General features: G+C 44.4%; 24 protein-coding genes. 13 read left to right on the top strand and 11 right to left on the bottom strand.

Annotated elements, in window-relative coordinates; translation table 11 throughout:
* Positions 1-58: 58 nt before the first annotated feature.
* Genes IGI69_RS06165 through IGI69_RS06150 form a run of 4 tightly spaced genes read left to right on the top strand, consistent with a single transcriptional unit; the run spans position 59 to position 3,138 of the window.
* Positions 59-1,249, top strand: a complete 1,191-nt coding sequence (locus tag IGI69_RS06165) for a helix-turn-helix domain-containing protein (protein WP_309420288.1) — start codon at positions 59-61, stop codon at positions 1,247-1,249.
* Positions 1,242-1,469: a PLD nuclease N-terminal domain-containing protein gene (locus IGI69_RS06160; RefSeq protein WP_010747962.1), complete on the top strand. Its 228-nt coding sequence runs from the start codon at positions 1,242-1,244 to the stop codon at positions 1,467-1,469. Before IGI69_RS06165 ends, IGI69_RS06160 begins: the two co-directional genes overlap by 8 nt.
* Entirely contained in the window at positions 1,466-2,377 is a 912-nt protein-coding gene (locus IGI69_RS06155; RefSeq protein WP_438740079.1) for an ATP-binding cassette domain-containing protein, read from the top strand. The genes IGI69_RS06160 and IGI69_RS06155 overlap by 4 nt, the downstream gene beginning before the upstream one ends.
* Positions 2,374-3,138, top strand: a complete 765-nt coding sequence (locus IGI69_RS06150) for an ABC transporter permease subunit (protein ID WP_428206366.1) — start codon at positions 2,374-2,376, stop codon at positions 3,136-3,138. The genes IGI69_RS06155 and IGI69_RS06150 overlap by 4 nt, the downstream gene beginning before the upstream one ends.
* Positions 3,139-3,240: 102 nt before the next feature.
* Here the strand turns inward: IGI69_RS06150 and IGI69_RS06145 are convergent, their stop codons facing one another.
* The 4 genes from IGI69_RS06145 to IGI69_RS06130 all read right to left on the bottom strand — a co-directional run bounded on the left by IGI69_RS06145 (position 3,241) and on the right by IGI69_RS06130 (position 6,121).
* Positions 3,241-3,864 carry a YitT family protein gene (locus tag IGI69_RS06145; protein ID WP_144808501.1) on the bottom strand — a complete coding sequence of 208 codons (624 nt, stop codon included), beginning with the start codon at positions 3,862-3,864 and terminating at the stop codon, positions 3,241-3,243.
* A gap of 168 nt (positions 3,865-4,032) precedes the next feature.
* Positions 4,033-4,593, bottom strand: coding sequence for an NAD(P)H-binding protein (locus IGI69_RS06140; protein WP_438740077.1), 561 nt, complete (start codon positions 4,591-4,593; stop codon positions 4,033-4,035).
* Positions 4,594-4,660: 67 nt separating this feature from the next.
* A complete protein-coding gene (locus IGI69_RS06135; RefSeq protein WP_167822894.1) occupies positions 4,661-5,065 on the bottom strand; it encodes a MerR family transcriptional regulator in 405 nt (134 codons plus the stop codon).
* Between the two features lie 75 nt (positions 5,066-5,140).
* Positions 5,141-6,121, bottom strand: coding sequence for an aldo/keto reductase (locus tag IGI69_RS06130; RefSeq protein WP_005225721.1), 981 nt, complete (start codon positions 6,119-6,121; stop codon positions 5,141-5,143).
* 171 nt (positions 6,122-6,292) lie between these two features.
* Here IGI69_RS06130 and IGI69_RS06125 point away from each other — a divergent pair, with 171 nt between their 5' ends.
* Positions 6,293-6,697, top strand: coding sequence for an HIT family protein (locus IGI69_RS06125; RefSeq protein ID WP_144055301.1), 405 nt, complete (start codon positions 6,293-6,295; stop codon positions 6,695-6,697).
* A 65-nt stretch (positions 6,698-6,762) separates the two neighbouring features.
* Here the strand turns inward: IGI69_RS06125 and IGI69_RS06120 are convergent, their stop codons facing one another.
* From IGI69_RS06120 to IGI69_RS06110, 3 genes are read right to left on the bottom strand one after another with little or no spacing between them, the layout of a single operon-like run.
* Positions 6,763-7,611 (bottom strand): PRD domain-containing protein, encoded by an 849-nt coding sequence (locus IGI69_RS06120; protein ID WP_010747958.1) that lies wholly within the window; start codon positions 7,609-7,611, stop codon positions 6,763-6,765.
* A 20-nt stretch (positions 7,612-7,631) separates the two neighbouring features.
* Entirely contained in the window at positions 7,632-9,095 is a 1,464-nt protein-coding gene (locus IGI69_RS06115; RefSeq protein ID WP_015509472.1) for a glycoside hydrolase family 1 protein, read from the bottom strand.
* Between the two features lie 47 nt (positions 9,096-9,142).
* Complete coding sequence (locus tag IGI69_RS06110) at positions 9,143-10,975, bottom strand: beta-glucoside-specific PTS transporter subunit IIABC (protein ID WP_438740074.1); 1,833 nt, start codon at positions 10,973-10,975, stop codon at positions 9,143-9,145.
* A 336-nt stretch (positions 10,976-11,311) separates the two neighbouring features.
* On the opposite strand from IGI69_RS06110, the gene IGI69_RS06105 reads away from it, so the two are divergent.
* The 8 genes from IGI69_RS06105 to IGI69_RS06070 all read left to right on the top strand — a co-directional run bounded on the left by IGI69_RS06105 (position 11,312) and on the right by IGI69_RS06070 (position 18,629).
* The gene (locus tag IGI69_RS06105) at positions 11,312-12,235 is read left to right on the top strand and encodes a dihydrodipicolinate synthase family protein (protein ID WP_438740072.1); all 924 of its coding nucleotides are present in this window, start codon (positions 11,312-11,314) and stop codon (positions 12,233-12,235) included.
* Complete coding sequence (locus IGI69_RS06100; protein ID WP_438740070.1) at positions 12,225-12,884, top strand: HD domain-containing protein; 660 nt, start codon at positions 12,225-12,227, stop codon at positions 12,882-12,884. Before IGI69_RS06105 ends, IGI69_RS06100 begins: the two co-directional genes overlap by 11 nt.
* Positions 12,885-13,198: 314 nt before the next feature.
* Complete coding sequence (locus tag IGI69_RS06095) at positions 13,199-14,263, top strand: ABC transporter permease (RefSeq protein ID WP_005235249.1); 1,065 nt, start codon at positions 13,199-13,201, stop codon at positions 14,261-14,263.
* Between the two features lie 11 nt (positions 14,264-14,274).
* On the top strand, positions 14,275-14,991 hold the full coding sequence (locus tag IGI69_RS06090; protein WP_005225713.1) for an ABC transporter ATP-binding protein: 717 nt from the start codon (positions 14,275-14,277) through the stop codon (positions 14,989-14,991).
* Entirely contained in the window at positions 14,988-16,475 is a 1,488-nt protein-coding gene (locus IGI69_RS06085) for a phytoene desaturase family protein (protein WP_005235239.1), read from the top strand. The genes IGI69_RS06090 and IGI69_RS06085 overlap by 4 nt, the downstream gene beginning before the upstream one ends.
* A complete protein-coding gene (locus tag IGI69_RS06080; RefSeq protein ID WP_081116731.1) occupies positions 16,465-17,388 on the top strand; it encodes a phytoene/squalene synthase family protein in 924 nt (307 codons plus the stop codon). The genes IGI69_RS06085 and IGI69_RS06080 overlap by 11 nt, the downstream gene beginning before the upstream one ends.
* 2 nt (positions 17,389-17,390) lie before the next feature.
* Positions 17,391-17,951: a TetR/AcrR family transcriptional regulator gene (locus IGI69_RS06075; RefSeq protein ID WP_010747950.1), complete on the top strand. Its 561-nt coding sequence runs from the start codon at positions 17,391-17,393 to the stop codon at positions 17,949-17,951.
* A gap of 99 nt (positions 17,952-18,050) precedes the next feature.
* On the top strand, positions 18,051-18,629 hold the full coding sequence (locus IGI69_RS06070) for a TMEM175 family protein (protein ID WP_074535651.1): 579 nt from the start codon (positions 18,051-18,053) through the stop codon (positions 18,627-18,629).
* 106 nt (positions 18,630-18,735) lie between these two features.
* On the opposite strand, the gene IGI69_RS06065 is transcribed toward IGI69_RS06070, so the two are convergent.
* Genes IGI69_RS06065 through IGI69_RS06050 form a run of 4 tightly spaced genes read right to left on the bottom strand, consistent with a single transcriptional unit; the run spans position 18,736 to position 22,698 of the window.
* Positions 18,736-19,740, bottom strand: a complete 1,005-nt coding sequence (locus tag IGI69_RS06065; RefSeq protein WP_074535650.1) for a sugar kinase — start codon at positions 19,738-19,740, stop codon at positions 18,736-18,738.
* Between the two features lie 9 nt (positions 19,741-19,749).
* Entirely contained in the window at positions 19,750-20,499 is a 750-nt protein-coding gene (gene dagF, locus IGI69_RS06060; protein WP_438740067.1) for a 2-dehydro-3-deoxy-phosphogluconate aldolase, read from the bottom strand.
* Positions 20,496-21,602 carry a DgaE family pyridoxal phosphate-dependent ammonia lyase gene (locus IGI69_RS06055; RefSeq protein ID WP_438740065.1) on the bottom strand — a complete coding sequence of 369 codons (1,107 nt, stop codon included), beginning with the start codon at positions 21,600-21,602 and terminating at the stop codon, positions 20,496-20,498. The genes dagF and IGI69_RS06055 overlap by 4 nt, the downstream gene beginning before the upstream one ends.
* Complete coding sequence (locus tag IGI69_RS06050) at positions 21,586-22,698, bottom strand: amidohydrolase/deacetylase family metallohydrolase (RefSeq protein ID WP_438740063.1); 1,113 nt, start codon at positions 22,696-22,698, stop codon at positions 21,586-21,588. The genes IGI69_RS06055 and IGI69_RS06050 overlap by 17 nt, the downstream gene beginning before the upstream one ends.
* Positions 22,699-22,700 lie beyond the last annotated feature (2 nt).

Here is a 22,700-nt window from a genome sequence, read left to right as displayed (position 1 = left end):
GTCATCTCTTCTCCTCTTATGATAGAAGTATACCAAACAAACCTATCGGAGGTGCACTATGGACTTACCAATTGGCGAGGAAATCGCTCGGAGAAGAAAACAACGAGGTATTACCCAGCAAGAATTAGCAGTGTTTATGAATGTGTCCAAAGCATCCGTTTCGAAATGGGAAACGGGACAGTCTTATCCAGATATCACCTCGCTGCCCTTATTAGCAGCGTATTTTGATTGCAGTGTCGATGAATTATTGATTTTGGACTCGCAGCTATCTCCTAAAGAGATTCAGCGAATCTATCAATTACTAAAAGACGCCTTTCAAACAAAAACACCAAGCGAAGTCCTCGCGCTGGCACAAAGTTTTACCAAACGGTATTACTCTTGTTACCCGTTCTTGTTACAGATGGGCTCCTTTTACTTAAATCATTGGGATCTTTTGCCAGATGTCCCTGTAGCAGATAGCTCAGAAGGACACCCCTCTGAAGAAGCCTTAATGGAAGCGAAAAAAACTACCTATTTGAAAGAAGCAGAAATCCTTTACCAACGGATCATTGCGCATGGTGACAATGCGTTAGCACAACAAGCGCAACAAATCGAAGCCTATTGTCTGCTGATGAGAAACAAACCCGATGAGGTCTTGGCGATCCTTGGCACGAAAACTCTCTCTTTTTTACCTAGCGAACCGTTGATTGCCGCCGCATTTCAGCAAAAAAATCAGTTGCAACAAGCTGAGATTGTGACGCAAAGTGCGATTTACCAATACTTGATTCTTTTTATGAGCTTACTGACAAATTATTTGGCAATGCTCACACAAGACGAGGAGCAACTGGAAAAAACCTTTGCACGTGGGCTGGCACTCAGCGAGAGCTTCCAACTGGCCCAGCTGCATCCCCTTTCTTTACTGAATTTTCTAGCCGCTGGGATGGTTTCTTTTGCCGCTTTGGGAAAAGAAAGCTTATTGCTGCAAGCATTAACGCTGTATGTCAAAACATTAGCAGACACGCCTGAGGAAATCGTTTTGAAAGGAGACGATTATTTCAACAGCATCGACGAGTGGATCAGCGAATTAGAATTAGGCAGTCAGATCCCGCGGAACTCAGACAATGTCAAAAAGCAATTTCTCGAAATCGCGCAGTTCACACCATTATTTGAACCTTATCTGAAGCAACCACTATTTGAAGAATTATTTCAGCAGCTGCAAAAACTGTCCGAACAAGAAAATGAGCCACAAAGGAGGGCTTCACATGAATAGTGTTTCACTAAATATACCAGAAAATATGTCTGATTATTTGCCCGTACTGATCCCCTTGATTGTTTTGCAATTGGTCCTGATCATCTTGGCGGTTCGCGATATTTTAAAACAAGAACAGTTTAAATTCGGCTCCCGTATTCTTTGGCTTTTCATCGCCTGTTTTGTTAGCCTGATCGGTCCTATCCTTTATTTTGCTTTCGGAAAAGAGGACCAACAATGAAGATGATCGAGATCAACCATTTATCCAAGCGTTTTGGGCGCAAACAAGTGCTGCAAGACCTAACCTTTTCGGTTCCAAAGGGCAGCGTTGTGGGGTTTGTCGGGGAAAACGGCGCTGGCAAAACAACGACCATGAAGGCGATTTTAGGATTGCTCCCCATTGATGAAGGCGAAATCATCGTTTGCGGCGAGCCGGTGCAATTCGGCTCAGCCAAGACCAATCGCTGGATCGGCTATTTACCAGATGTACCGCAGTTTTACTCGTTTATGACAGCTGTAGAATATTTGACTTTTTGCGGAAAGATCCAGCCCAATCAAGAACCTTTTCAGCCTCAGCGGGTGATGGAAGTTTTAGCGTTGGTAGGCCTGGAAGCTTCGAAACAAAAAATCGCTGGCTTTTCTCGAGGCATGAAGCAGCGTCTTGGATTAGCTCAAGCATTGATCAACCGACCAGCTATCTTGATTTGTGATGAGCCGACCTCTGCACTTGATCCTTTAGGTCGCAAGGCCTTTCTTGATGTATTGGCTAAAATCAAAGAAGAAACGACAGTTCTTTTTTCATCCCATATTCTCGCAGATGTCGAGCAGCTGTCAGATTACATTGCGATTTTGCACAAAGGCCAGATCCAGGCGTTTGAACCGATGGATTCCTTAAAAAAACGTTATCGAAAAACCGCCTTTGGGATTGTCTTTACCAACGAAGGTGACCATTCGAAATTTGCCAATCTGTTAGCATCCCACGGCATTGCGGCAGAAAGAAAGAACAATCAATTACTGATCGACGAAACTGCCGACACGAATGTTGGAAAGCAGTTGCTGCGATTGCTCAATGAACTACAGATAGTACCTGAATCCTTTCAACGGATCGAACCGACTTTAGAGGCGATTTATTTGGAGGTGATCAAATGAAGGTGTTTCTTGTTTTCTTAAAGAAAGAATTTCTCGGTGGTCTTCGCAGCAAAAAACTGCTGATTTGTTTGATTCTGTTTGCGCTGATTGGTATGCTCTCTCCCTTTACCGCGAAAATCATGCCCGATTTGATGGCCAGCATGATGCCAGAATCGATTGAGATCACGATCGCTGATCCGACTGCGATCGATGCATGGCTGCAGTTTTACAGCAATATTGGAACGATTGGTCTGTTGGTATTTGTAGTTCTTTTTACCGATACGCTCTCTGTCGAAATAGCCCAAGGAACCTTTATTCAGCTGATTACGAAAGGATTACCGAAAACGACGATCGTCTGTGCCAAAGCTGGCTATTTAACGATTCTGTGGTCTTTGAGCTACCTCCTAAGTGCCAGTGTCAGTGCTTTTTATACCTTGATCTATTTCGATGACTCCAGCGCTGCCCAAGTCCCTAGCGCATTGTTCAGCTATTGGCTGTTTGGTTTATTAGCGATCAGCATCCTGCTGCTAGGTTCCAGCTTTGCTAAAAGTATCTATCAAGGACTGTTGTTTATTGGCGCTTGTTATCTGATCGGACTGTTAGGTAGTTTGTGGAGCCAATTAACAAATTGGAACCCTTATTCTCTTTCTAGCCAATTTCCTAACTACTTAACTAACCAAATCAAACTAGGAGAACTGATGCCAGCGCTGCTGCTGAGTTGCTTATTGATCATCAGCTGCCTAGCGGGGGCTATTGCTGTTTTGAGAAAAAGAAACTATTAAAAAACCATCGGTGCAAATGTTGTACTGACCTCCTGTAGGTAGACGTTTCGTCTAACTCTTGGGGGTCACTACCTGTTGCACCGATGGTTTGCTTCTGCTAGTTTATTCTAGTTCTGCTGTTTCTTGAACGTTCACTGCTTTTTTTGCCTGTGTTTTTTGCTCGATCCGCATAAAGAAGCGCATGAAAAAGGCAATCAAATAGATAGAGAAAGCGGAAATGAGGGCTTCTTGCCAAGAAAAAATCAGGAGATTCAACAAGATGATGATCAGATTGGTTAAGAAGACACCACTAGACTTTCGAATGCCATAGTATTTTTCCAAAATCAGCGGCGGAATCGTGACCCCACCATTGGAAGCACCGATTTTGTAAAGTGAAAAAATACCGAAGCTAAAGAAGAAACTACCTAAAATCAAGGAAACGGAATAAAAACGCAAGAGCATGATCTCTGGTAAAAGCGCCAGAAGAACGGGAAATGCCAGACTGCCGATAACCGTATTGACAAAGACCTCTCGCTTTAAAAGCAAAAATGCCAACGCCAGCATCAATAAATTAATCCCCCAGACAACGATATGACGATTGATCGACCAGCCAGTTTCGATGAGGTAGCCAATCGACCCGACGCCGGCAGAAGCAATGCTGTGAGGTAAAAGGAAGAAGTTTAATGCGATGCAGATCCATAGCACCCCAAGCAATAAAGCAAGATTTTTTTTGATAAGTGTTTCCATCAACGTTCTCCTTTCGATCTGGCAACTATTTTTATGTATAAAAGCTTCTGTCTATTCTATCAAAAAAATCGTAAAAGAAAGAACCAATTTTTTCATGAAAACATGAAAAAATTGATTCTGACCTTCAAGAAAGTATTCTGCTATTTTTTCATTCCTTTAAGATTGCTGTTAAGCTGCACAGCAATCACCAGCGGAAAGGATTTCTTCTACAACAGATTCCCGCCATGCTCTTCTATTCGCCATACGTTTCTTCTCTGACGGCAAATGAACAAAGTAAACCGACAATTCTGATCCTTTAATCAATTGATAGGACATCAACCGATTTTTTTGCTGCAAAAGCAGCTGATGCGTTTTTGGGGACAGGGAAAGACCTGATGAGGTTGCCAATTGCTTTAATTCCTCTGGCTGGCACAGGTTTCTTTCTGGTGCAATACTGATCAACTTTTTGACGCCTGCTAATTTCATTGCTTCGATCACCCGTAGCGTTGCCCGCGGATCGTGAATATCCGTCAGACAAACATACTGACATCCTTGAAAAGCACGAACCAGTCGACCCAAGTCTAGAAAGTCACCATCTATGATCGTCTCACGTTCTGGATCTGCTGATTGCAAACGCTCCTTTGCACGACGAGCATAAAGTACCAGGGATAAATTGGTTCTTTCTAAAATTTTTTTACGTGTCAGCTGCCCAATCGTCCCAGCAGCACCTAAAATCGCAAGTTGTTTCATAAGCTTCCTTTCTTTTCGATTGTAATATGCAGAATGCTTCTGGTTTCCATTGCAACAAATTCAGTCATTAAGACTTAGTGACCAAATTGGCTTTGCGTTGACGCAGTCGTTCTTCAGTCGGCAGAACATGCTCGTCGTAATGTTCCAGTTTGTATTCTAAACGTTCAACAGCTTCCGTCATATCTGAGATTTTCTCCCGCAAAACAGCAATTTGTTCAGCTAACAGTTGCTTACGCTCAGGAACCGTTCCTCGCCCTTCTTCAAATAAAGCCAGGTAATGACTTAGCCCATCAATCGATAGTCCAGCGTTGCGCATTTGTCTGGTAAAGGTGATCCATTTTAAATCATCTTCATCGAATTCACGAACGCCATTTTTGTTGCGTTTGACTGCCGGGATCAGCCCAATTTTTTCATAATAACGGATGGTATCAGCGGAAGCACCGCTCAATTCACTGACTTTCTTGATATTCATGGCTTCACTTCCTTATTTTGCATTTTTTCCTAGATCGTTTTGTATGCTACGAGCCAGAAGCCCTTTTATTACTCGTTATTCCGCTCCTACCACTGCATGAGGCAAGTAAGGCTCTTCCAAATACGCAATCTCTTCGGCAGTCAGCTTTAGATCAAGGGCAGGTAATGCATCCAATAAATGGCTTTCTTTTGTTGCGCCGATAATTGGTGCGACCACTTGTTCTTTTTGTAATAACCAAGCCAAGGCGATTTGCGCCCGTTTGCTTTGGTGTTTGTCAGCGATCTGTGCGACCCGCGCCACGATCTCTCGGTCTTGTTCCATCGTTTTGTCGTACTTTTGATTGGCGGTTTTATCCGTTAAGTACCGTTTAGTCTCTGCACCCCAATCTCTTGTTAACCGTCCGGCAGCCAATGGGCTATATGGCGTCACGGCAATTTTTTGATCGGCACACAAGGGCATCATTTCTCGCTCTTCTTCTCGATAAAGCAAGTTCAAGTGATTTTGCATCGAAACAAATTTGGTCCAGCCATTTTTTTCAGCGACTGCTTGTGCTTTGGCAAATTGCCAAGCGTACATCGCAGATGCGCCGATATAGCGTACTTTTCCAGAAACTACCAAATCATGTAATGCCTTCATGGTTTCTTCAATTGGCGTGTGGTAATCCCAACGATGGATGATATACAAATCAATGTAGTCCATTTGCAGGCGTTTTAAGCTTTGTTCGACTTGATAAAAAATCGCTTTTCGGGATAAGCCTCCACTGTTAGGTCGCTGTTTCATTTTTGAATACAGTTTTGTGGCAACCACGATCTCATCTCGTGGTGCAAAATCATTCAATGCTCGACCGACGATTTCTTCGCTCGCTCCATAAGAATAGACATTTGCCGTATCAAAAAAGTTGATGCCCAGATCCAAGGCTTTTTTGATGACTTCACGACTGTCGTCTTCTTCTAACACCCACTCATGAAACCCGCTGTTGGGATCGCCAAATCCCATTGTCCCTAAACACAAAGGTGACACATCAAGTCCTGTATTGCCAAATTTTACATAGTCCATTTGTACGTCCTCCTGTTTTTTTAAGTTACACTAAGCATACAGGTTGAAGTGCACTCTAAGTCAAGCGAATCTATAAACTTTTTTTTATTTTACTGTCAATTGACTCAAAAGGACATGCTTTTTGTCATGCGTTTCATTTCAAATCAGCTTTTGGTACACTAAAGATAAGTATTGATACGCTATCAAGCCAAGAAAAAGGAGCGAAAGATTTTGACTTGTATTTTTTGTACTGCCTCAAAACATGCGATCATTGAAAACGAACGCTTTTATGCGATCGCTGATAAGTACCCCGTCACCCCTGGACACTTGCTATTGATCCCCAAAGCGCATCGCAGGGATTATTTTGCTCTCACCCAAGAGGAATTACAAGACTTGCAGGCTTTGTTGCAGGAAGGCAAAGCTTATTTATTGGAAACCTATCGACCAGACGGCTTCAACATCGGCTTCAATTGCGGGGAGGCTGCTGGACAGACGGTCTTTCATTGCCATTGTCATTTGATCCCACGCTACCAAGGCGACGTGGAGCAGCCAAAAGGTGGCGTTCGAGGCGTGATTCCTAACAAGCAAGCCTACTAAACACAAACAAGCCGTTTCTCCAGCAAAGGAAAACGGCTTGTTTATGTTTGTTAAAATGAGGACGCTTAGGAATTGATCGCTGAATGATTCATCAATCGATTGATATGAACGCCTAGATAGACGATTTCATTGACAGGGATCTTCGTTTGGTATTCTTTATCGATATAGGCTTTGACTTTTGTCGCAATCTCCATGGCATTCGGATAAAGAGCCCACATTTGACGGTATAGTCCTTCGTCTTCTTCTTGCAGCAGCCCATCCAAAAAGAATCGGTCAACGAAGAAACGCACGTGGGTGATAAAGCGATTGTAATGGATCGAATTGGTGTTGACGTCTTGCTGGATCGAGTAGCGCACCATATTGACGATCAACCCGATCAATTTGGCCTTTTTCAACCCATCTTGATTTTCCTCGGTGTTCGACTGGGCATTGATCAAATGAAACGCGATATTGGAGGCTTCTTCTTCTGGCAGCTCAATCTGATACTTCTCTTTCAGTAAGCGCAGTGCCTGTTCGGCGGCTCGAAATTCCTCTGTATAGTAATTCTTGATTTCCCAATAGAGCCGATTCGTCACACTCAAGCCTTTTTGCTGACGTTCTACAGCAAAGTGCAAGTGATCCGATAAGGTGAGGTAAATCGTTGAATTTAGCGGATATGGCAGCATTTTTTGCGCCAGCTGGACGATTTCTTTGGTCATTTCAAAATAGTACAACGGAATCTCATCCACTAAATCGGCAAACTGACCTGATTTTTTTTCATCGATTGGCAGAAAAACTTGATCGATCTGGGTATCGGCTATGCTGTCGCCGACTTTCTTTCCATAGCCGATGCCTTTCCCAAGTGCAATCATTTCTTGGCCTTCCTTATCAACAAGTACGACACTTGAATTTAAGACTTTCTTGATGTAAATCATGCACTCTCGCTCCTCACTGCTTATTCTGCCAAACTTGCGCCATTGGTGGCGATCACTTCTTTGTACCAGTCGAAGGAATCTTTTTTCAAACGGTCATAACTGCCGTTTCCTTCATCATCGGCATCCACATAAATGAAGCCATAGCGTTTCGTCACTTGTGACGTACCAGCACTGACCAGATCAATCGGTGCCCAAGAAGTATAACCAATCAAATCGACCCCTTCATCGATGGCTTCCTTCATTTGTTTGAAGTGTGCCTTGAAATAATCGACCCGATACGGATCATGCACTTGGCCGTCTTCAAGGACATCCACGGCGCCCATACCATTTTCAACGATCATTAATGGCACTTGATACCGATCATACAATGAAAGCAAGGAGATTTTCAAGCCTTTAGGATCGATCTGCCAGCCCCATTCAGTTGATGGCAGCTTGGGATTTTTTACCCCTAAAACCGTATTGCCCGGTGTCCGTTCGGCATTTGGATCACCTGATTCGGCCATAGACATATAATAACTAAAGGAAAGAAAATCAACGGTGTGATCTTTTAAGATTTGGCGGTCTTCTGGTGCCATTTCAATCTTGATCCCGCGTTTTTCCAGATCTTTTTCAATCATTCGCGGATAAGCCCCTTTGACTTGAACGTCCGCATAAAAATCATTTTCCAAGTTTTTCTTTAAGGTCAATTCAACATCCAATGGGTCACAAGTCAATGGATACGTCATTAGTTTCGTTAACATACAGCCAACTTTATTGTTTGGGTTTTTCTCATGAGCGATTTTGGTCACTAATGAGCTGGCAACAAATTGGTGATGGAGCGCTTGATACACCTCTTGCTCTTCTTTGCCTGCTTCTGATTGTTCTGGAATGATGCCTGCTGTTGTAAAGGGATGACGATGGATACTGTCGATTTCGTTAAAGGTCAGCCAATATTCCACATACTCCCCAAATTCTTCGAAACAGACGGTTGCAAAGCGGACAAAGTCATCGATTACTTTACGTTCCACCCAGCCATTGTACTTCAAGCTAAGGGCTAGCGGCATTTCATAGTGAGACAACGTTACGATCGGTTTGATCCCCAAGCGCTGCATTTCTTGAAAGACATTGCGGTAAAAAGCGATCCCTTCTTGATTGGGTGTCGTTTCTTCCCCGGTTGGGAACAAACGGGTCCACGCAATCGACAATCGCAACACTTTAAAGCCCATCTCCGCAAACAAAGCCAAATCTTCTGGATAGCGGTGATAGAAATCGATTCCTCGCCGTTTTGGATAGATGGTATCTGTTGGATCTGCCATCGCTTCTTTGACGGCTTCTACGGTCACGCTCATGTGCGCCGCATAATCTTTGTTATCGACATGAGGTTTGTAGGTCGCCACATCCGCCACCGACAAGCCTTTGCCGCCAAGATTCCAACCTCCTTCTACTTGATTTGCGGCGATAGCGCCACCCCATAAGAAGTCCTTTGGAAAAGTTGTTTCAGTCATTTTTTCAATCCCCTTTTTACATTGTTTTTGTTGCATTGCTCATTTGTTTAGACGAGCGGTGCGATCGATAGGACACCTTGGTCGCTTTGCTCATCGGTTGATTCGATCGTTTTGACCGTAAAGTTTTCTTGATTGGTGACCACACAGATCACGATTGGATCAAAACCAGCTGCTTTGATGGCATCTAGATCGAATTGGATCAGCGGTTGCCCTTGTTTCACTTGATCCCCCGCTTTTACGTAAGGGGTAAAGTGTTTGCCTTCTAGTTGAACGGTATCCAAGCCGATATGAAAGAGCAATTCTGCGCCATTACGGGTTTTTAACCCGATCGCATGGTTGGTTTCAAACAACATCGTGATCTCGCCATCTTCTGGTGCGATCAATTCGCCAGACGTCGGAATGATCCCGAACCCTTCTCCGATCATACCGCTTGAAAAGACTTCATCGTTGACTTCAGATAAAGCTACCACTTGCCCATCTACTGGTTTGCTCAATACTTCGGCTTTGGAATCGGCAACCGTCGTCTTATTTTCTACCGCTTTGTCTTTGAATAAGAAAAGGACAAGGACAAAAGAAACAGCAAAGGATACCCCTAACGTGACCAATGCCCACACAAGATTCATCGGGTTGGCTTCATCCACGAACATAGTGATACTTGCTAGACCAGGGCCAACTAATGCGAAGGCCTTGATGGCAAACAAACCAGCCACCGCTCCACCAACTAGGCTGGAAGCCATCACGCCGTAAAGCACTCGTTTATGCAGGATCGTCACCCCATACAAAGCAGGCTCGGTGATGCCAAAAAGGGCGGAGATGCCTGCAGAAACAGCGGTTGAACGAAGTTTTTGGTCTTTGGTCCGAACACTCACCGCAAAACAAGCACCAGCTTCTGCAATGTTATGTGCCAATGAGGCAGGCAAGTATAACAGCTCTGCCCCCATCTCACTCATGGACGAAACAGCATAGGGAATCATGGCTTTGTGCATACCAGTAACCACCATCAATGGTAAAACAGCGGCTAAAATCCCTGTTGCCACCCAACCTAAATGGGCATACAGCCAAATGATCGCTGCTGAAAAAATCGTTCCGACTTCAAAGCCTAATGGGCCTAAAATCAATAAAGCAACTGGAACCGTAATAACTAAGCTCATCATCGGAACAAAGAAGATACGGATCGGTTTTGGTGAGATTCGGGTAAATAGCTTTTCAATTTGAGCGTAAAATAAAACCGTTAAAATTGCTGGAAATACTTGTGACGCATAGGCGATATTTTGTAAACCGAAGCCCATGAACGCTGCGCCATCTGTCAATAGTGTCGTTAGTTCAGGCAAAATCAAGGCACCGACAGCGGAAACCGCCACCAATTGGTTGACCTTTAATTTATTTGCCGTGGTGATCGCCACTAAAATCGGTAAGAAATACAATGGTGCGCCACCGATCAGATTCAAAATTTGATACGTCTGGCTCGTATTGTCCATCAATCCAGTGACAGAAGCAAGTAACAGTAAGGATTTCAAGACGCCCCCACCAGCGACCGCTGGAATCAACGGTTGAAAAATCGAGATAATAAAATCAAGCAGGACCGCACCCCACGATTGTTTTTGTTTGCCTTCACTTCCTCCATCCGCTGTTAGCTCATGACCTAACACGTTCATAACCTCATCATACACTTCGACGACATCATTGCCGATGATGACTTGGCATTGGACATTTTGTCGCACCCCAATCACGCCATCGACTTTTTCCAAGGCATCTTTTTGTACGAGGCTATTGTCTTTTAAGGTAAAGCGCAAGCGTGTGGAGCAATGTTCCAAATGTGCGATATTTTCTTTTCCGCCAATCAACTCAACGATGGCAGTTGCCGTTTCTTTTACATTCATAATTTTCTTCTCCTTTAATTAGTTTTCCTTTGTTGGCCAAACAAAGAAAAAAGCAGGCAGCACCTACAAAAACATTGAACGGAATCCAACGATCCCTTCCATGTTTTTTATAGGTCCTGCCTGCATTACCAGTCACATGCCTGTTTTATTACTTGCATAATACCATGCTTTATTTGAAAACGCAACCACCGTTTGAAAAATATTTTGCTAAGCCTTTTGCTGAAACGAGAAGTTTGCTACACTTAGTGGATAATCAGTTGTTTCGTCTTCCTTGGCTTGCACCAGAAGCAAGAAGAATATCGCTGGCTAAACGTATCACAAGAAAGGATGAATCGGATGACTTCATTGAATCACTCACTGCATGTCGCCGTCCCAACAGCATTTGATCATGCAGAAAGACTTGACACGAAAAGGACGATCGCTCATATCTTGCAACTGCAAAAGCAAGGGATCAAATCGGTTTTGGTGTGCGGCTCCACCGGTGAACAGCACTCATTGACCTTAACAGAAAAAAAGCAGCTTCTACATGCCTTAGCGCAAGAAACCAGCTGGGCAGCCGATTTCGAAGTCCTCTTCGGTTTAGCTGGCATCGTATTTCATGAAACGCTCGCGTTGGCAGAAGCAATTAGCAAAAATCCCCGAATCGATGGTGTGGTTTTAGGCTTTCCCCCTTATCTTTGCCTGACCCAAAAGGAAGCTGTGCTCTATGCTCAGGGATTGATCCATACTTGCGAAAAACCAGTTATTTTATACAACAATCCCCGCCGCACGGGCTTTGATTTATCTGCAGAAAGTATCTTGACCTTGATCGCTGACCCTCGGGTGATCGGCTTAAAAGAAGCTGGCAGGAAGGAGCGAGTGCCTCAACTAAAAACAAAGACGGCTGCCGATTTTCGCTTTTATGCTGGTGGTGAAGCGGACTTGGCGGAAAAGGTCGCACTAGGGTTTAACGGGCTGTCATCAATGGCAGGAAACCTTTGTCCCAAGGAGATCCAGGTGATTTGGCAGGGCTTATTGAAAGGTGATGCAACGATTTCTACGTCGAATGAATGGCAGAATATGGAACAAGCAGCTGCTGGCGATCCAACCAATACCATCAGTTACCTTCCGTGGCTCAAGCAGCAAATCACCATTGATGGACAGCCCTTTGGCTTTTGTCGTCAGCCGCTAGGTCTAGCAACAATTGATCGGTTTGGCACTGGCTCAATTCCCCCTCATCTAGCACATGAAAGGCAGGAGAACCAGACAAATGAAGATTGATGCACCGATTGATCCACAACTAAAGCACTATATTGAAAGCTCCATCATCCCGCAATACAACCAATTGGATAGCAGTCACTCACCAGCGCACGTCCACCAAGTGATCCAAAATAGTTTTGATATTGCTGAAACACTGCCCGTTGACCTGAATATCGTCTATACGGTAGCTGCCTACCATGATATCGGCTTGCTCTATGGCCGCAAAAACCACGAAAGCAATTCCCGCAAGATCGTTGAACAAGATGCTGTGTTGCCACGCTTTTTCTCTCCTCCAGTCATTTCAATGATCGGCGAAGCAGTAGAAGACCATCGTGCTTCGCTGCCCTATGAGCCGCGCTCGCTTTATGGCAAAATTATTTCCGAAGCCGATCGCGACTTAAATTTTGAGCGAATCCTCAAGCGTACCTTGCTTTTTGCTTATGAGAAAAAGCAGCTGACAGATTTAGAACAATTGCATCATGAAGCGTATCAGTACATTTCAAAGAAATACGGTCCTCAAAGTGAGCTGAAGGTTTGGTTGGATTATCGCAAAAACCAAGACGGTTTGGCGATCATCTATCAAAAATTAGCACGACCTGAAAGCTTCCGTCACTCCTTTGAAAAAATCGTGCCGTTAGTTATCGCTACAAGCAAAGAAACTGACGATTGACACTTTGATCCAGCACCAGACTTCAAATAGGAACCCTCTGATTCAGCGCCGCAGTTGTGTCTGCACTGAATCAGAGGGCTTTTACTGTTATTCTAAACGTTCTTTCTCCACTAAAAACCCCCGCTCCTTCGTTGCTCCTACGCGCCTATTCAAATCAAAGGGCAGCAAGTGGTTTTCTTCAATCAACAGACGCCCCTTCTAAATAACCTTCCTTTTTTCACCGAATTTACTCTTTGTAAGCAAGATAGTTTGCTGAAAATAAAAAAAATGGTATTTTTATTTTATCAAGTGATAAAATATTAGGAGGAATCGTTATGTTTTTGGCAATCAATGAAATACGCCATTCCAAATTGCGTTACGCCCTAGTCACAGGGGTCATGTTTTTAATCGCCTATTTGGTCTTTTTTTTAACTGGGTTAGCTTATGGGTTGGCTCAAGATAATCGGATGGCGGTCGACAAATGGGAGGCAGATCAAATTTTGTTGACCGAAGAAGCAAATGATAATTTAAACATGTCGATGCTTCCTCGCAGTCTTTATGATGAAGTCGATGCACCAGAAAAAGCAGTTTTGGCGCAAACCGCTGGAGTTGTGACCAAAGAAGACAACGGTGAAAAAGTCGATGTCACCTTTTTCGGCATTGATCCAGATCAATTTTTAGCACCCAATATTACCGATGGCGAGATGTTTGCTTCAGATGATGAAGCGGTCGCCGACAGCAGTATTGAGGAAGAATACGGGATTTCCATTGGTGACACCATCAAATTAGCAGGCAGTGACAAAAAATTGAAAATCGTCGGTTTTACAGATAACGCCCGCTTCAGTGTCGCTCCGGTCCTCTACACCTCGATCGGTGCTTATCAAGAAATTCGTTTTGAAAAAGAAGATGATTCTGAAAATGCCCGTATCAACGCGATCGTGACTCGCGGCAAAATCAAAGAAGTGCCAGATGATCTGGTCGCTACGGATATCAGCAAATTTATTAATGAATTGCCTGGTTACAACGCACAAGTGCTGACCTTTGGCTTTATGATCGGGTTCTTGATCGTGATCGCTGCCATCGTTATCGGTATTTTTATCTATGTGCTAACGATGCAAAAATCAGAAATATTTGGTGTCATGAAAGCTCAAGGGATCTCTAGCCGCTACATTGCTTTTTCGGTGATCGCCCAAACGTTCTTATTGGCAACCTCGGGTGTTTTGATCGGTGGTTTGGCAACGATCGGTACCGCCCTCGTGTTACCTGCGGCAGTGCCATTCCAAATCAATCTATTATTCTTTGCTAGTATCAGTGTCATGATGATTCTGATCGCGATGCTAGGTGCTTTCTTCTCGGTGCGAACGATTGTAAAAATCGACCCATTGAAAGCAATCGGATAGGAGGAAAAAACATGAGTGCCATTGAATTCAAACAAGTCAAAAAATCATTTAAAGATGGGGACGCGACAATTGAAGCCTTGAAAGAAACCAACTTTTCGGTAGAAAAAGGCGAATTTGTCGCCATCATCGGTCCTTCTGGCTCTGGGAAAAGCACCTTTCTAACGATCGCCGGTGGTCTGCAAGCCCCCTCTGAAGGCGAAGTGTTTATCAATGACGAACCCTTCAGTAAACAAAAAGAAAAGCAACGGGCAAAAACTCGTTTCAAAAAGATCGGCTTTATTTTACAAGCTTCCAACCTTGTCCCTTTTTTGACGGTCAAAAAGCAACTCCAATTAGTGGATAAGGTCAGCAAAGAAACCCAAGAGCAATCAGCAACTGAATTGTTTGAACAACTTGGGATCGAAAAGCTGCAGAACAAATACCCCGATGAACTTTCTGGTGGTGAAAGACAGCGTGTGGCTATTGCCCGAGCGCTCTATCATGATCCCACCATCATATTGGCAGATGAACCAACGGCGAGTCTTGATTCAAAAAAAGCCGTCGAAGTCGTCAAAATCTTAGCAAAAGAAACCAAAGAAAAACAAAAAGCCACCATTATGGTGACCCATGATACCCGTTTAACAGATTATTGTGATCGGGTTCTCGTCATGAAAGATGGCGTTTTAGAAGAAAAAGAACACACGAAAAAAGAAGCCGAATCAGATGATTCGCAGAAGGAGCAAGCATGAAAAAAATTATTGTTGTCGGTGCGGGCGTGTCAGGATTAGCTGCTGCTGTCCGTTTGCAAAAACTTGGCTATGACGTCACCCTCTACGAAAAAGAAGGTCAACCTGGGGGCAAAATGAATCAGATCAAGGAAAACGGCTTTACCTTTGATGTGGGCCCCACCATCGTGATGATGCCTGAAATTTATCGTGAAGTGTTTGAATTTGCTGGCGTTGATCCGAATGACTATATTCCTATGGAGAAAGTCGATCCGATGCTGCAGCTGTATTTTGCCCAAGACGAACCGCTGACCTTCTCAAATGACTTAGTAGAATTGACCAAAACGCTAGAAGCGATCTCAGAAGAAGATGCTCAAGGCTATTTTGCCTTTTTAGCAGATATTTACAAACGCTATGTGATCGCCAAAGAGTCCTTCATCACCAAGTCGTTTCGGACATGGCGAGATTTTTACAATCCCAAATCATTATGGGCAGGGTTAAAGCTGCGAACGTTTAGTGACGCCTACTCTTCCATTTCTAAATTTGTCAAAGATGATCGCCTGCGTAAATCATTGGCGTTTCAAACCTTGTATATCGGTGTCTCCCCTTACCAAGGGCCGTCCCTTTATACGATCATCCCTATGATCGAGTTGATGTATGGGGTCTATTTCATCAAAGGCGGCATGTATACGTTAGCCACTGGTATGGCACGTTTGTTCCAAGAATTAGGCGGTACGATCCATTACAATACGCCGATCGATGAATTATTGATCGAAAACAAGCAAACCAAAGGCGTTCGTGTCAATGGAGAAACGATCACCGCAGATGCCGTGATTTGTGCGGCTGATTTTCCTTATGCCATGGAAAGCTTGATTCCTGATGAATCAAAACGCGGCAAATACACCAATCAAAAAATCGCTTCGATGGATTACTCTTGTTCTTGTTTCTTGCTTTATTTAGGTCTGGACAAAAAATATGAGGATAGCGCACTCCACAGCATTTATTTTGCCAATGATTTCAAACGCAATGTAGATGATCTTTTCGAGGCTGGTAAGCTGCCAGAAGATCCTTCCTTCTACTTGTATCGCCCAACCCTGAAAGATGCTTCCTTAGCACCTGATGGTCAAGAAGGTCTTTATGTTTTAGTCCCAGTACCTGAATTATCTAAATTTGATCAATGGACGGATGAAACGATCCAAAGCTACCGCCAGCAGATCATTGGATTATTAAAAGAAAAAACGATCTTTACGGATATCGATGAACACATCGTGTATGAAAAAATGTATACGCCAGATACGTTCAATGATCGGTTCAATGCCTACAACGGTGCGACATTTGGCTTGAAACCGACCTTAGCCCAAAGCAATTATTATCGTCCCCATAATAAATTTGATTATGCAGAAGGCCTATACTTCTGCGGCAGCAGTACGCATCCAGGAGCGGGTGTGCCAATCGTGATGCAAAGTGCCAAGTTAGCTGTGGAGGAGTTGTTAAAAGATGACCGTTAAATCATTAAGCGTCTTTGATGAATACGACAACGATTTTTTATACTGTGAGGCCATCATAAAAAAGCATTCGAAAAATTTTCATACCGCCTTTTCTCAATTGCCAAAAGACAAAGCCCGCGCCGTCTATGCCGTCTACGCCTTTTGCCGACGTGCCGATGATGCCGTCGATGAAAAGCAAGACCCATTGTTGATCGAAGCCATGAAAAAACGCTTGGAAGAAATGCAAAAACAAGTATCAGACGATGCAATCGACTTGCCGCAAGCCATCCAGGAAGAAGATCCTGATGAAGCCATTTGGCGGGCATTGACCCTTTCTTTCCAACAGTTTGATCTGCAATTTCAACCCTTTTTCGACCTATTGGTGGGGCAAAAACAAGACCTTGACTTCCAGCAGCCCACCTCTGAAAAAGAGCTTTCTGACTATAGTTACTACGTAGCTGGCAGTGTAGGTCTGATGCTCTTGCCGATTCTCTCGCAAGCAGCCGCTGCGATTCAAGAGCCCGCCATCAAATTGGGTGAAGCGATGCAGCGCACCAATATTTTACGTGATATTGGCGAGGATCTGCGGATGGGCCGCATCTATTTGCCGCAAACGGTCTTGGCGCAATACAACCTTTCGCGAGAGGCTTTAGCCGCTGGCAATCAAAATCCACAGTTTATCGAGATGTGGGAACACGAGGCGCAACTGGCAGAGACGCTTTATCAAGAATCTTTTGTCATGATGCCGCAAATCGATGAAGATTGCCGTGAAGCTCTATTAGCAGCTGCTTTGATCTATCGGGAAATCTTGACTGTGATTCGCAAAAACAACTATCAAGTATTTGCTGAAAAAACAGCGGTACCGAAACAACGGAAAATCCAACTTTTGTTTACCGCGAAAAAAATGCTTCGTCAGGAACGTTGGGAGGGCTGACTTTGAACTTGCGAGAAAAAATATTACGAGTGGCAGAGAACCTGTTTATGCAGCAGGGGTATCAAGCAACTTCTACTAGACAGATCGCAGAAGCCGTCGGCATCACGCAACCCAATCTTTATTATCACTTCAAAGGCAAAGAAGCCATCTATTATGAAGTGATGGTTTCTTTGGCACAAGAGGTTTCTGGAAAGCTAAATCAGACCGTTGAAGATACTTCCTTGACGATCTCTGAAAAAATCTTGAACATGTTTCTTTTTTTAAGAAGTCGGCATCGGATCAATTTTTATATGATGATGCACGACATTCAGCATACCGTTTCTGAGGACACTTCTAAAAAACTGTACTTGCTTTGGCGGAAAAATTATAAAGAACCGTTTCTTGACTTGTTTCGTCGCAGTGATTCCAATCTCCGTTCGGATGTCGACCCAGAATTTGTCACCAGTCAATTGTTAGTACTGATGGCGGCTCATTTGGACTCACCAGAAAAAGAAGACAAGATGCCAGAAGCGATCGATTTGTTTTTATTCGGTGCACTAGGCAATGGGCCAATTGCGAAATAGCTGGAACGTTGGCTTTTGTCCCGAGAATAATCATTCGACGAATTTCTGACAATCGCGTACACTGATCCAGTAAACAGAAACTTAAAAGGATGGATGTACATGTCAAAAAATCGAATCGAAGCCTTTACCGATGCGGTCATTGCGATCGTAATGACCTTATTAGTATTGGAATTGCACCAGCCCGAAGGCGATACCTTTGCTTCTTTTTTAGGAGTGGAACAGCAATTTATTATTTATTTGATCAGCTTTGTGATGTTAGCGATCTACTGGAACAATCACCATCATCTGTTTCAAGTAGTGTCTAAAATCGACGGTTGGACCTTGTGGGCGAATCATTTGTTGATCCTGGCACTGACCCTCTTTCCTTTTGTAACGTCATGGGTCAGTCGTTATCCAGTCGCTCTTGCCCCTCAGCTGCTATACGGGGCTGTCATTTTATTGACGGATTTCAGCTATTTCCTTGTAGGAAAGTCCTTGGTGCGTGCCAACCCTGATAATCAAGCCATCGTAGAACTGTTTCGCGGATACAAGAAACTCTACTTTACGTTGTTTATCAACGTGCTGGCATTGCTCCTCGGCTGGCTGATCCATCCCCTATTCATCATCACACTGGATAGTCTCGTGCTATTGTTGTGGGTGATCCCTGAGAAAAAAGTAGAAGCCTTTTTAAAACAATAAAAACACTTGCGTCCTTCTCCTAAAAGCGGTGAATGATTGCGCAAAAGCAGCCGATTGGTGTACTTTTGCGCAGTCATCCATCAAGAGAAGGACGCAAGTGTTTTTTCTAGCGAATCAAGTCTTTCCCAGGTGCCTGTAAGACTTGTTCCACTTGTTCTTTGGTGGTTAAGGGGACATCTCCCAGCATCGTATGAGCCAATACTGCATTCGTGATAGCAAAATCAGCGGTGCGTTGGAGTGACCATTTTTCGGCGTAGCCTAATAATACGCCAGCAGCATAGGCATCCCCTGCCCCGATCCGATCCAATACTTGCAGCAGCTGCGGTGCCGTTTCATAGGCATCTTGTGCCGTAATGATCCTTCCGCTGATAAACTGCTTGTCTTCCACGGCTAGACGCCGTGTCCCGCAGAACCATTCGAGTTGATACTGATCAATAAAGGATTGGATCAACGCAAGCTCTGCGCCTTCTGTTTCCTCTAAGGGATAAGCCAATAGCTCCTCCAAGTCACGGACAGAGCCGAAAACTAGGTCACAATAGGGTAGGATCGTTTCATACCGTTGTTTCAGTACCTCCCGATTTAATTCTTCATTCAAGCTTGGACGGAAGTTGAAATCAAAGCAGACGCGAATCTGCTTGGCATGGGCCTGTTTCGCCAAAGCCAAAGCTGTTTGCCAGGTTTTCTCAGTCAAACTAAGAGAGATCCCGCAAATATGAATGAGATCGACCGTTTCTAAAAATCCATCGATAGCATATTCTTCTGGACCAGAAACGCCAAAGGAACTATGATGGCGATTTTGATACGTCACATAGGTCGGACGAGCGCCGTAGCCGATCTCGGCGAAATAACTGCCGATATGACTGTATTTTTTGCCAACAAATGCCGTCTGGATTCCATAGGAACGCAAGCTGGCTTTTGCCGTATCTCCTAATCGGTTGGCTGGCACCTGTGTCAGCATCGACGTCGTCAAGCCGAAATGCGCCAAATTACCTAACAGATTGACCCCTGTTCCCGTAAAATCCATTCGCAAAGAGTGAGTCTGTTCCAATGTTCGATATTCTGGTGGCGTCAACCGCATCATTACCTCACCGTAAGCACCGATCCGCATCATTGATCCCCCCTATTTGGCTGCTGCCAACACCTTTTTCGTCATTTCTGCTAATGTCTGTACATCTCCAGGGCGTGTGTCCCCTGTTTCTCCATCGATGATCGAGCTGTAAATATGCGGAATGATTTTTTTCACGCCTGCATCAACAGCGATCTGCAAGATTTCTTCGAAGTTTTCTAAATCGATACCGCCGGTCGGTTCCAAATAAAAATCATTCGCAGCACAAGCCTCGGCTACCGCTTGATATTCTGCTTTATGAGCCAACCCTTTCATTGGAAAATACTTGATAGAACTAGCGCCCATGTCTTTTAATAAAGCGATCGCTGTTTCGACTGGGACTTCTGCAGCTGGAGTTTGTGAACTCAATGGACCAGTCGCAATATTGACATAGCCGACTTTTCCCGTTGGTGAAACCAGGGCATTGACGATCGTTTCAGATTGTCCTAGCAAAGCTCGTGAGGTCCCCGCTCCCGTGAACACTTGGTTAACATGCTGTGGTTGAAGAACAGCGGAAATTCGGGAGACCATTTCACTTTGATTGGGGTCGCCAGCACCAAGCCCTACAGAAAGGGCATTATTTGTTGCCGCTTGGTAGTTCTTCATGTCAGCGATAGCCGCCTCGTCACTATCATAGTTTTTTGATAAAACACCTAGGACGATGTTGCCCTCTGCTGCTTCGTAACAAGCTTTCGCATTGTCGATGGAGTTTGCTAACACATTTAGACAGACACGGTCAGCGAAATAATTGGGTGCAGTTTTCATTTTTTGGTTGCTCCTAACATAATTTCTTGTAAGCGATCAGTAATCACTGCCATTTCTTGTTCATTGACTGCTCGGATATCAAATTCAATAATGCCGTTATTGGCTTGGTATTCACGGGTATAAATCGCTGGTTCTCCCGCTTTTAGCGCGTCAATCACTGCTTTGGCACTTGGTTCTTTCACTTTGACACTCGCTCGATAAATGTCTCTGCCGGCGCTGTCTTGAACGATTTTTGCTTCGAAACCAGTGATTTGATTGATTGCCGCAATAAATGGTTGTAGGCGCTCTTGCATCGAAGCGCCAGATTCTGTTCCCTCCGCTAGATAATCCGTCACGGCTTGAGTAAATCCGAGAATATTGTCTTTACCGATTTTCATTGCTCGACCAATACCTTTGGATTGCAGGCGCACCCAAGAGACATAGGGCTGCTTGCCGATCACTAAGCCAGCACTTGGTCCTGACAGTGCTTTCGCACCTGAATAGATCACTAAATCAGCACCAGCTTGGGTATAGGCAAACAAATCTTCCTCAGCAGCCGCATCAACGATCAATGGAAGATCGTGTGCCTTGGCAACTTGGGCCGTTTCTGCTACCGTTAGCATACTTTTTTGAACGGTGTGATGACTCTTTATGTAGAGGATCGCCGCTGTTTCGGGCGTGATCATCTGTTCAATGTGCTCGGGTGTGCACATATTGGCATAGCCTGCTTCTACGACTTTCCCGCCGCCTTGCGCTACCATCACTTCCACCGGTGTGCCATAATCTACGTTGTGGCCTTTGGGCAAAATGATCTCCCGCTTGCTGATTTTCTCACTGTATGGGTGGTACAAATGATAGCTGTCTCCTTGACCGATGAGTGCCGCCACTGATTGGGCGATTCCCGCTGAAGCGGAAGAAACGATCTGCGCATCTTCCGTTTTCAACAATTTTGCTAAATAGGCACCGGTTTTTTCTGCTAGATCTGCCATTTCAAAGAAATGCTCCCCGCCATAGCGCTGGGCTGCAAGCACACTTTCGCTGACTTTCGAGACACCAAGAATCGTCATTTTGCCAGAAGCATTGATGACTTCTTTCAAGCCTAATTCTTCAATATTCAGTGTCAAAAAGTTTCCCTCCTATCACCGCTTTTTGCGGCACGATCTGTTGTGTCGTGATTCGGCGATTGCCGTTAGAATCCGTCAATTCCTTTTCGCCCGCTTCAAAGCGGAAAATCGTAAAATCAGCATCATATCCCAATGCGATCTCGCCTTTGTTTTGTAAATGAAATTGCTTCGCAGGGGCACTGGTCACCTTTTCGATGATCTCACGCCAATCATACCCTACGACCGCTAATTTTTCCATAGTCGTCGCTAAATCAAAGACTGGTCCATTGGTACGATTGCGAATGTAGATATCCGTACTAATGGAAGAAGCCTTCAGCTGATTGGCAAAGGCCGTCTCCGCCACATCAAAATTGAAACTGTCTGTCCCATGACCAATATCGAAGACCAAGCCTTTTTCATAGGCAGCAAAGACGAAAGGCTTGATGGTTTGGTTTGTCTGATCCAAAATCCCATTGGCTTTGCCGTTAAAGCAATGGGTTACCACATCGCCTGTTTCCAATTCAGCGAGAATCTCTGCTAAATTCGGTGGTGCTGAACCAATATGGACCATCAAAGGCAGCGGTTGATTTTCAGCTTGGATCGTTTTCGCTAATTTCAACGGCGTGATGCCATTTTCGCCGATCACCGTTTTGCTCATTCGGGCTTTGATCCCGACGATAAAGTCAGGAAACTTCTGCAGTGCTTCTTTGACCAATTCTTTTTTGACTTTTGACAGATCCGCAAGTTCATCCTGCTCTACGATCCCCCATTTGGAAATGTTGACTAAAGCAAAGACATTGGTTTTGGCTTCTTTGGCTAAATCATAAAACCGATGGATATTTTCAGCGCCCGTCGTCCCCGCATCGATAACGGTCGTGACGCCTTGTTTGACACCGATCTCGTCTGGATAATCATAATAGAGCGTCATTTCCTCGAAACAATGGACATGGTCATCGATCCAACCAGCTGACAAGAACTCCCCTTCTGCTAAGGTCAGCTCTTGTTTCGCCTGCTCCTGCAATGTGGGTGCCAGAGCAGTGATTTTGCCGTCTTGAATCCCAATATCAAATACTTCTTCATCGATCGTGCGGGCTTGACGAATAATCATATCAAACATTT

The organism is Enterococcus sp. DIV1083b (genome assembly GCF_051713705.1).
Lineage (GTDB): Bacteria > Bacillota > Bacilli > Lactobacillales > Enterococcaceae > Enterococcus_D > Enterococcus_D casseliflavus.
This window is presented reverse-complemented; position numbering and strand designations above follow the sequence as displayed.

Coding starts and splice junctions, on each gene's coding strand:
- IGI69_RS06165 (WP_309420288.1), top strand. CDS start 59: ATGGACTTACCAATTGGCGAGGAAATCGCTCGGAGAAGAAAACAACGA.
- IGI69_RS06160 (WP_010747962.1), top strand. CDS start 1,242: ATGAATAGTGTTTCACTAAATATACCAGAAAATATGTCTGATTATTTG.
- IGI69_RS06155 (WP_438740079.1), top strand. CDS start 1,466: ATGAAGATGATCGAGATCAACCATTTATCCAAGCGTTTTGGGCGCAAA.
- IGI69_RS06150 (WP_428206366.1), top strand. CDS start 2,374: ATGAAGGTGTTTCTTGTTTTCTTAAAGAAAGAATTTCTCGGTGGTCTT.
- IGI69_RS06145 (WP_144808501.1), bottom strand. CDS start 3,864: ATGGAAACACTTATCAAAAAAAATCTTGCTTTATTGCTTGGGGTGCTA.
- IGI69_RS06140 (WP_438740077.1), bottom strand. CDS start 4,593: ATGAAACAACTTGCGATTTTAGGTGCTGCTGGGACGATTGGGCAGCTG.
- IGI69_RS06135 (WP_167822894.1), bottom strand. CDS start 5,065: ATGAATATCAAGAAAGTCAGTGAATTGAGCGGTGCTTCCGCTGATACC.
- IGI69_RS06130 (WP_005225721.1), bottom strand. CDS start 6,121: ATGGACTATGTAAAATTTGGCAATACAGGACTTGATGTGTCACCTTTG.
- IGI69_RS06120 (WP_010747958.1), bottom strand. CDS start 7,611: ATGATTTACATCAAGAAAGTCTTAAATTCAAGTGTCGTACTTGTTGAT.
- IGI69_RS06115 (WP_015509472.1), bottom strand. CDS start 9,095: ATGACTGAAACAACTTTTCCAAAGGACTTCTTATGGGGTGGCGCTATC.
- IGI69_RS06110 (WP_438740074.1), bottom strand. CDS start 10,975: ATGAATGTAAAAGAAACGGCAACTGCCATCGTTGAGTTGATTGGCGGA.
- IGI69_RS06105 (WP_438740072.1), top strand. CDS start 11,312: ATGACTTCATTGAATCACTCACTGCATGTCGCCGTCCCAACAGCATTT.
- IGI69_RS06100 (WP_438740070.1), top strand. CDS start 12,225: ATGAAGATTGATGCACCGATTGATCCACAACTAAAGCACTATATTGAA.
- IGI69_RS06095 (WP_005235249.1), top strand. CDS start 13,199: ATGTTTTTGGCAATCAATGAAATACGCCATTCCAAATTGCGTTACGCC.
- IGI69_RS06090 (WP_005225713.1), top strand. CDS start 14,275: ATGAGTGCCATTGAATTCAAACAAGTCAAAAAATCATTTAAAGATGGG.
- IGI69_RS06085 (WP_005235239.1), top strand. CDS start 14,988: ATGAAAAAAATTATTGTTGTCGGTGCGGGCGTGTCAGGATTAGCTGCT.
- IGI69_RS06080 (WP_081116731.1), top strand. CDS start 16,465: ATGACCGTTAAATCATTAAGCGTCTTTGATGAATACGACAACGATTTT.
- IGI69_RS06070 (WP_074535651.1), top strand. CDS start 18,051: ATGTCAAAAAATCGAATCGAAGCCTTTACCGATGCGGTCATTGCGATC.
- IGI69_RS06065 (WP_074535650.1), bottom strand. CDS start 19,740: ATGATGCGGATCGGTGCTTACGGTGAGGTAATGATGCGGTTGACGCCA.
- dagF (WP_438740067.1), bottom strand. CDS start 20,499: ATGAAAACTGCACCCAATTATTTCGCTGACCGTGTCTGTCTAAATGTG.
- IGI69_RS06050 (WP_438740063.1), bottom strand. CDS start 22,698: ATGTTTGATATGATTATTCGTCAAGCCCGCACGATCGATGAAGAAGTA.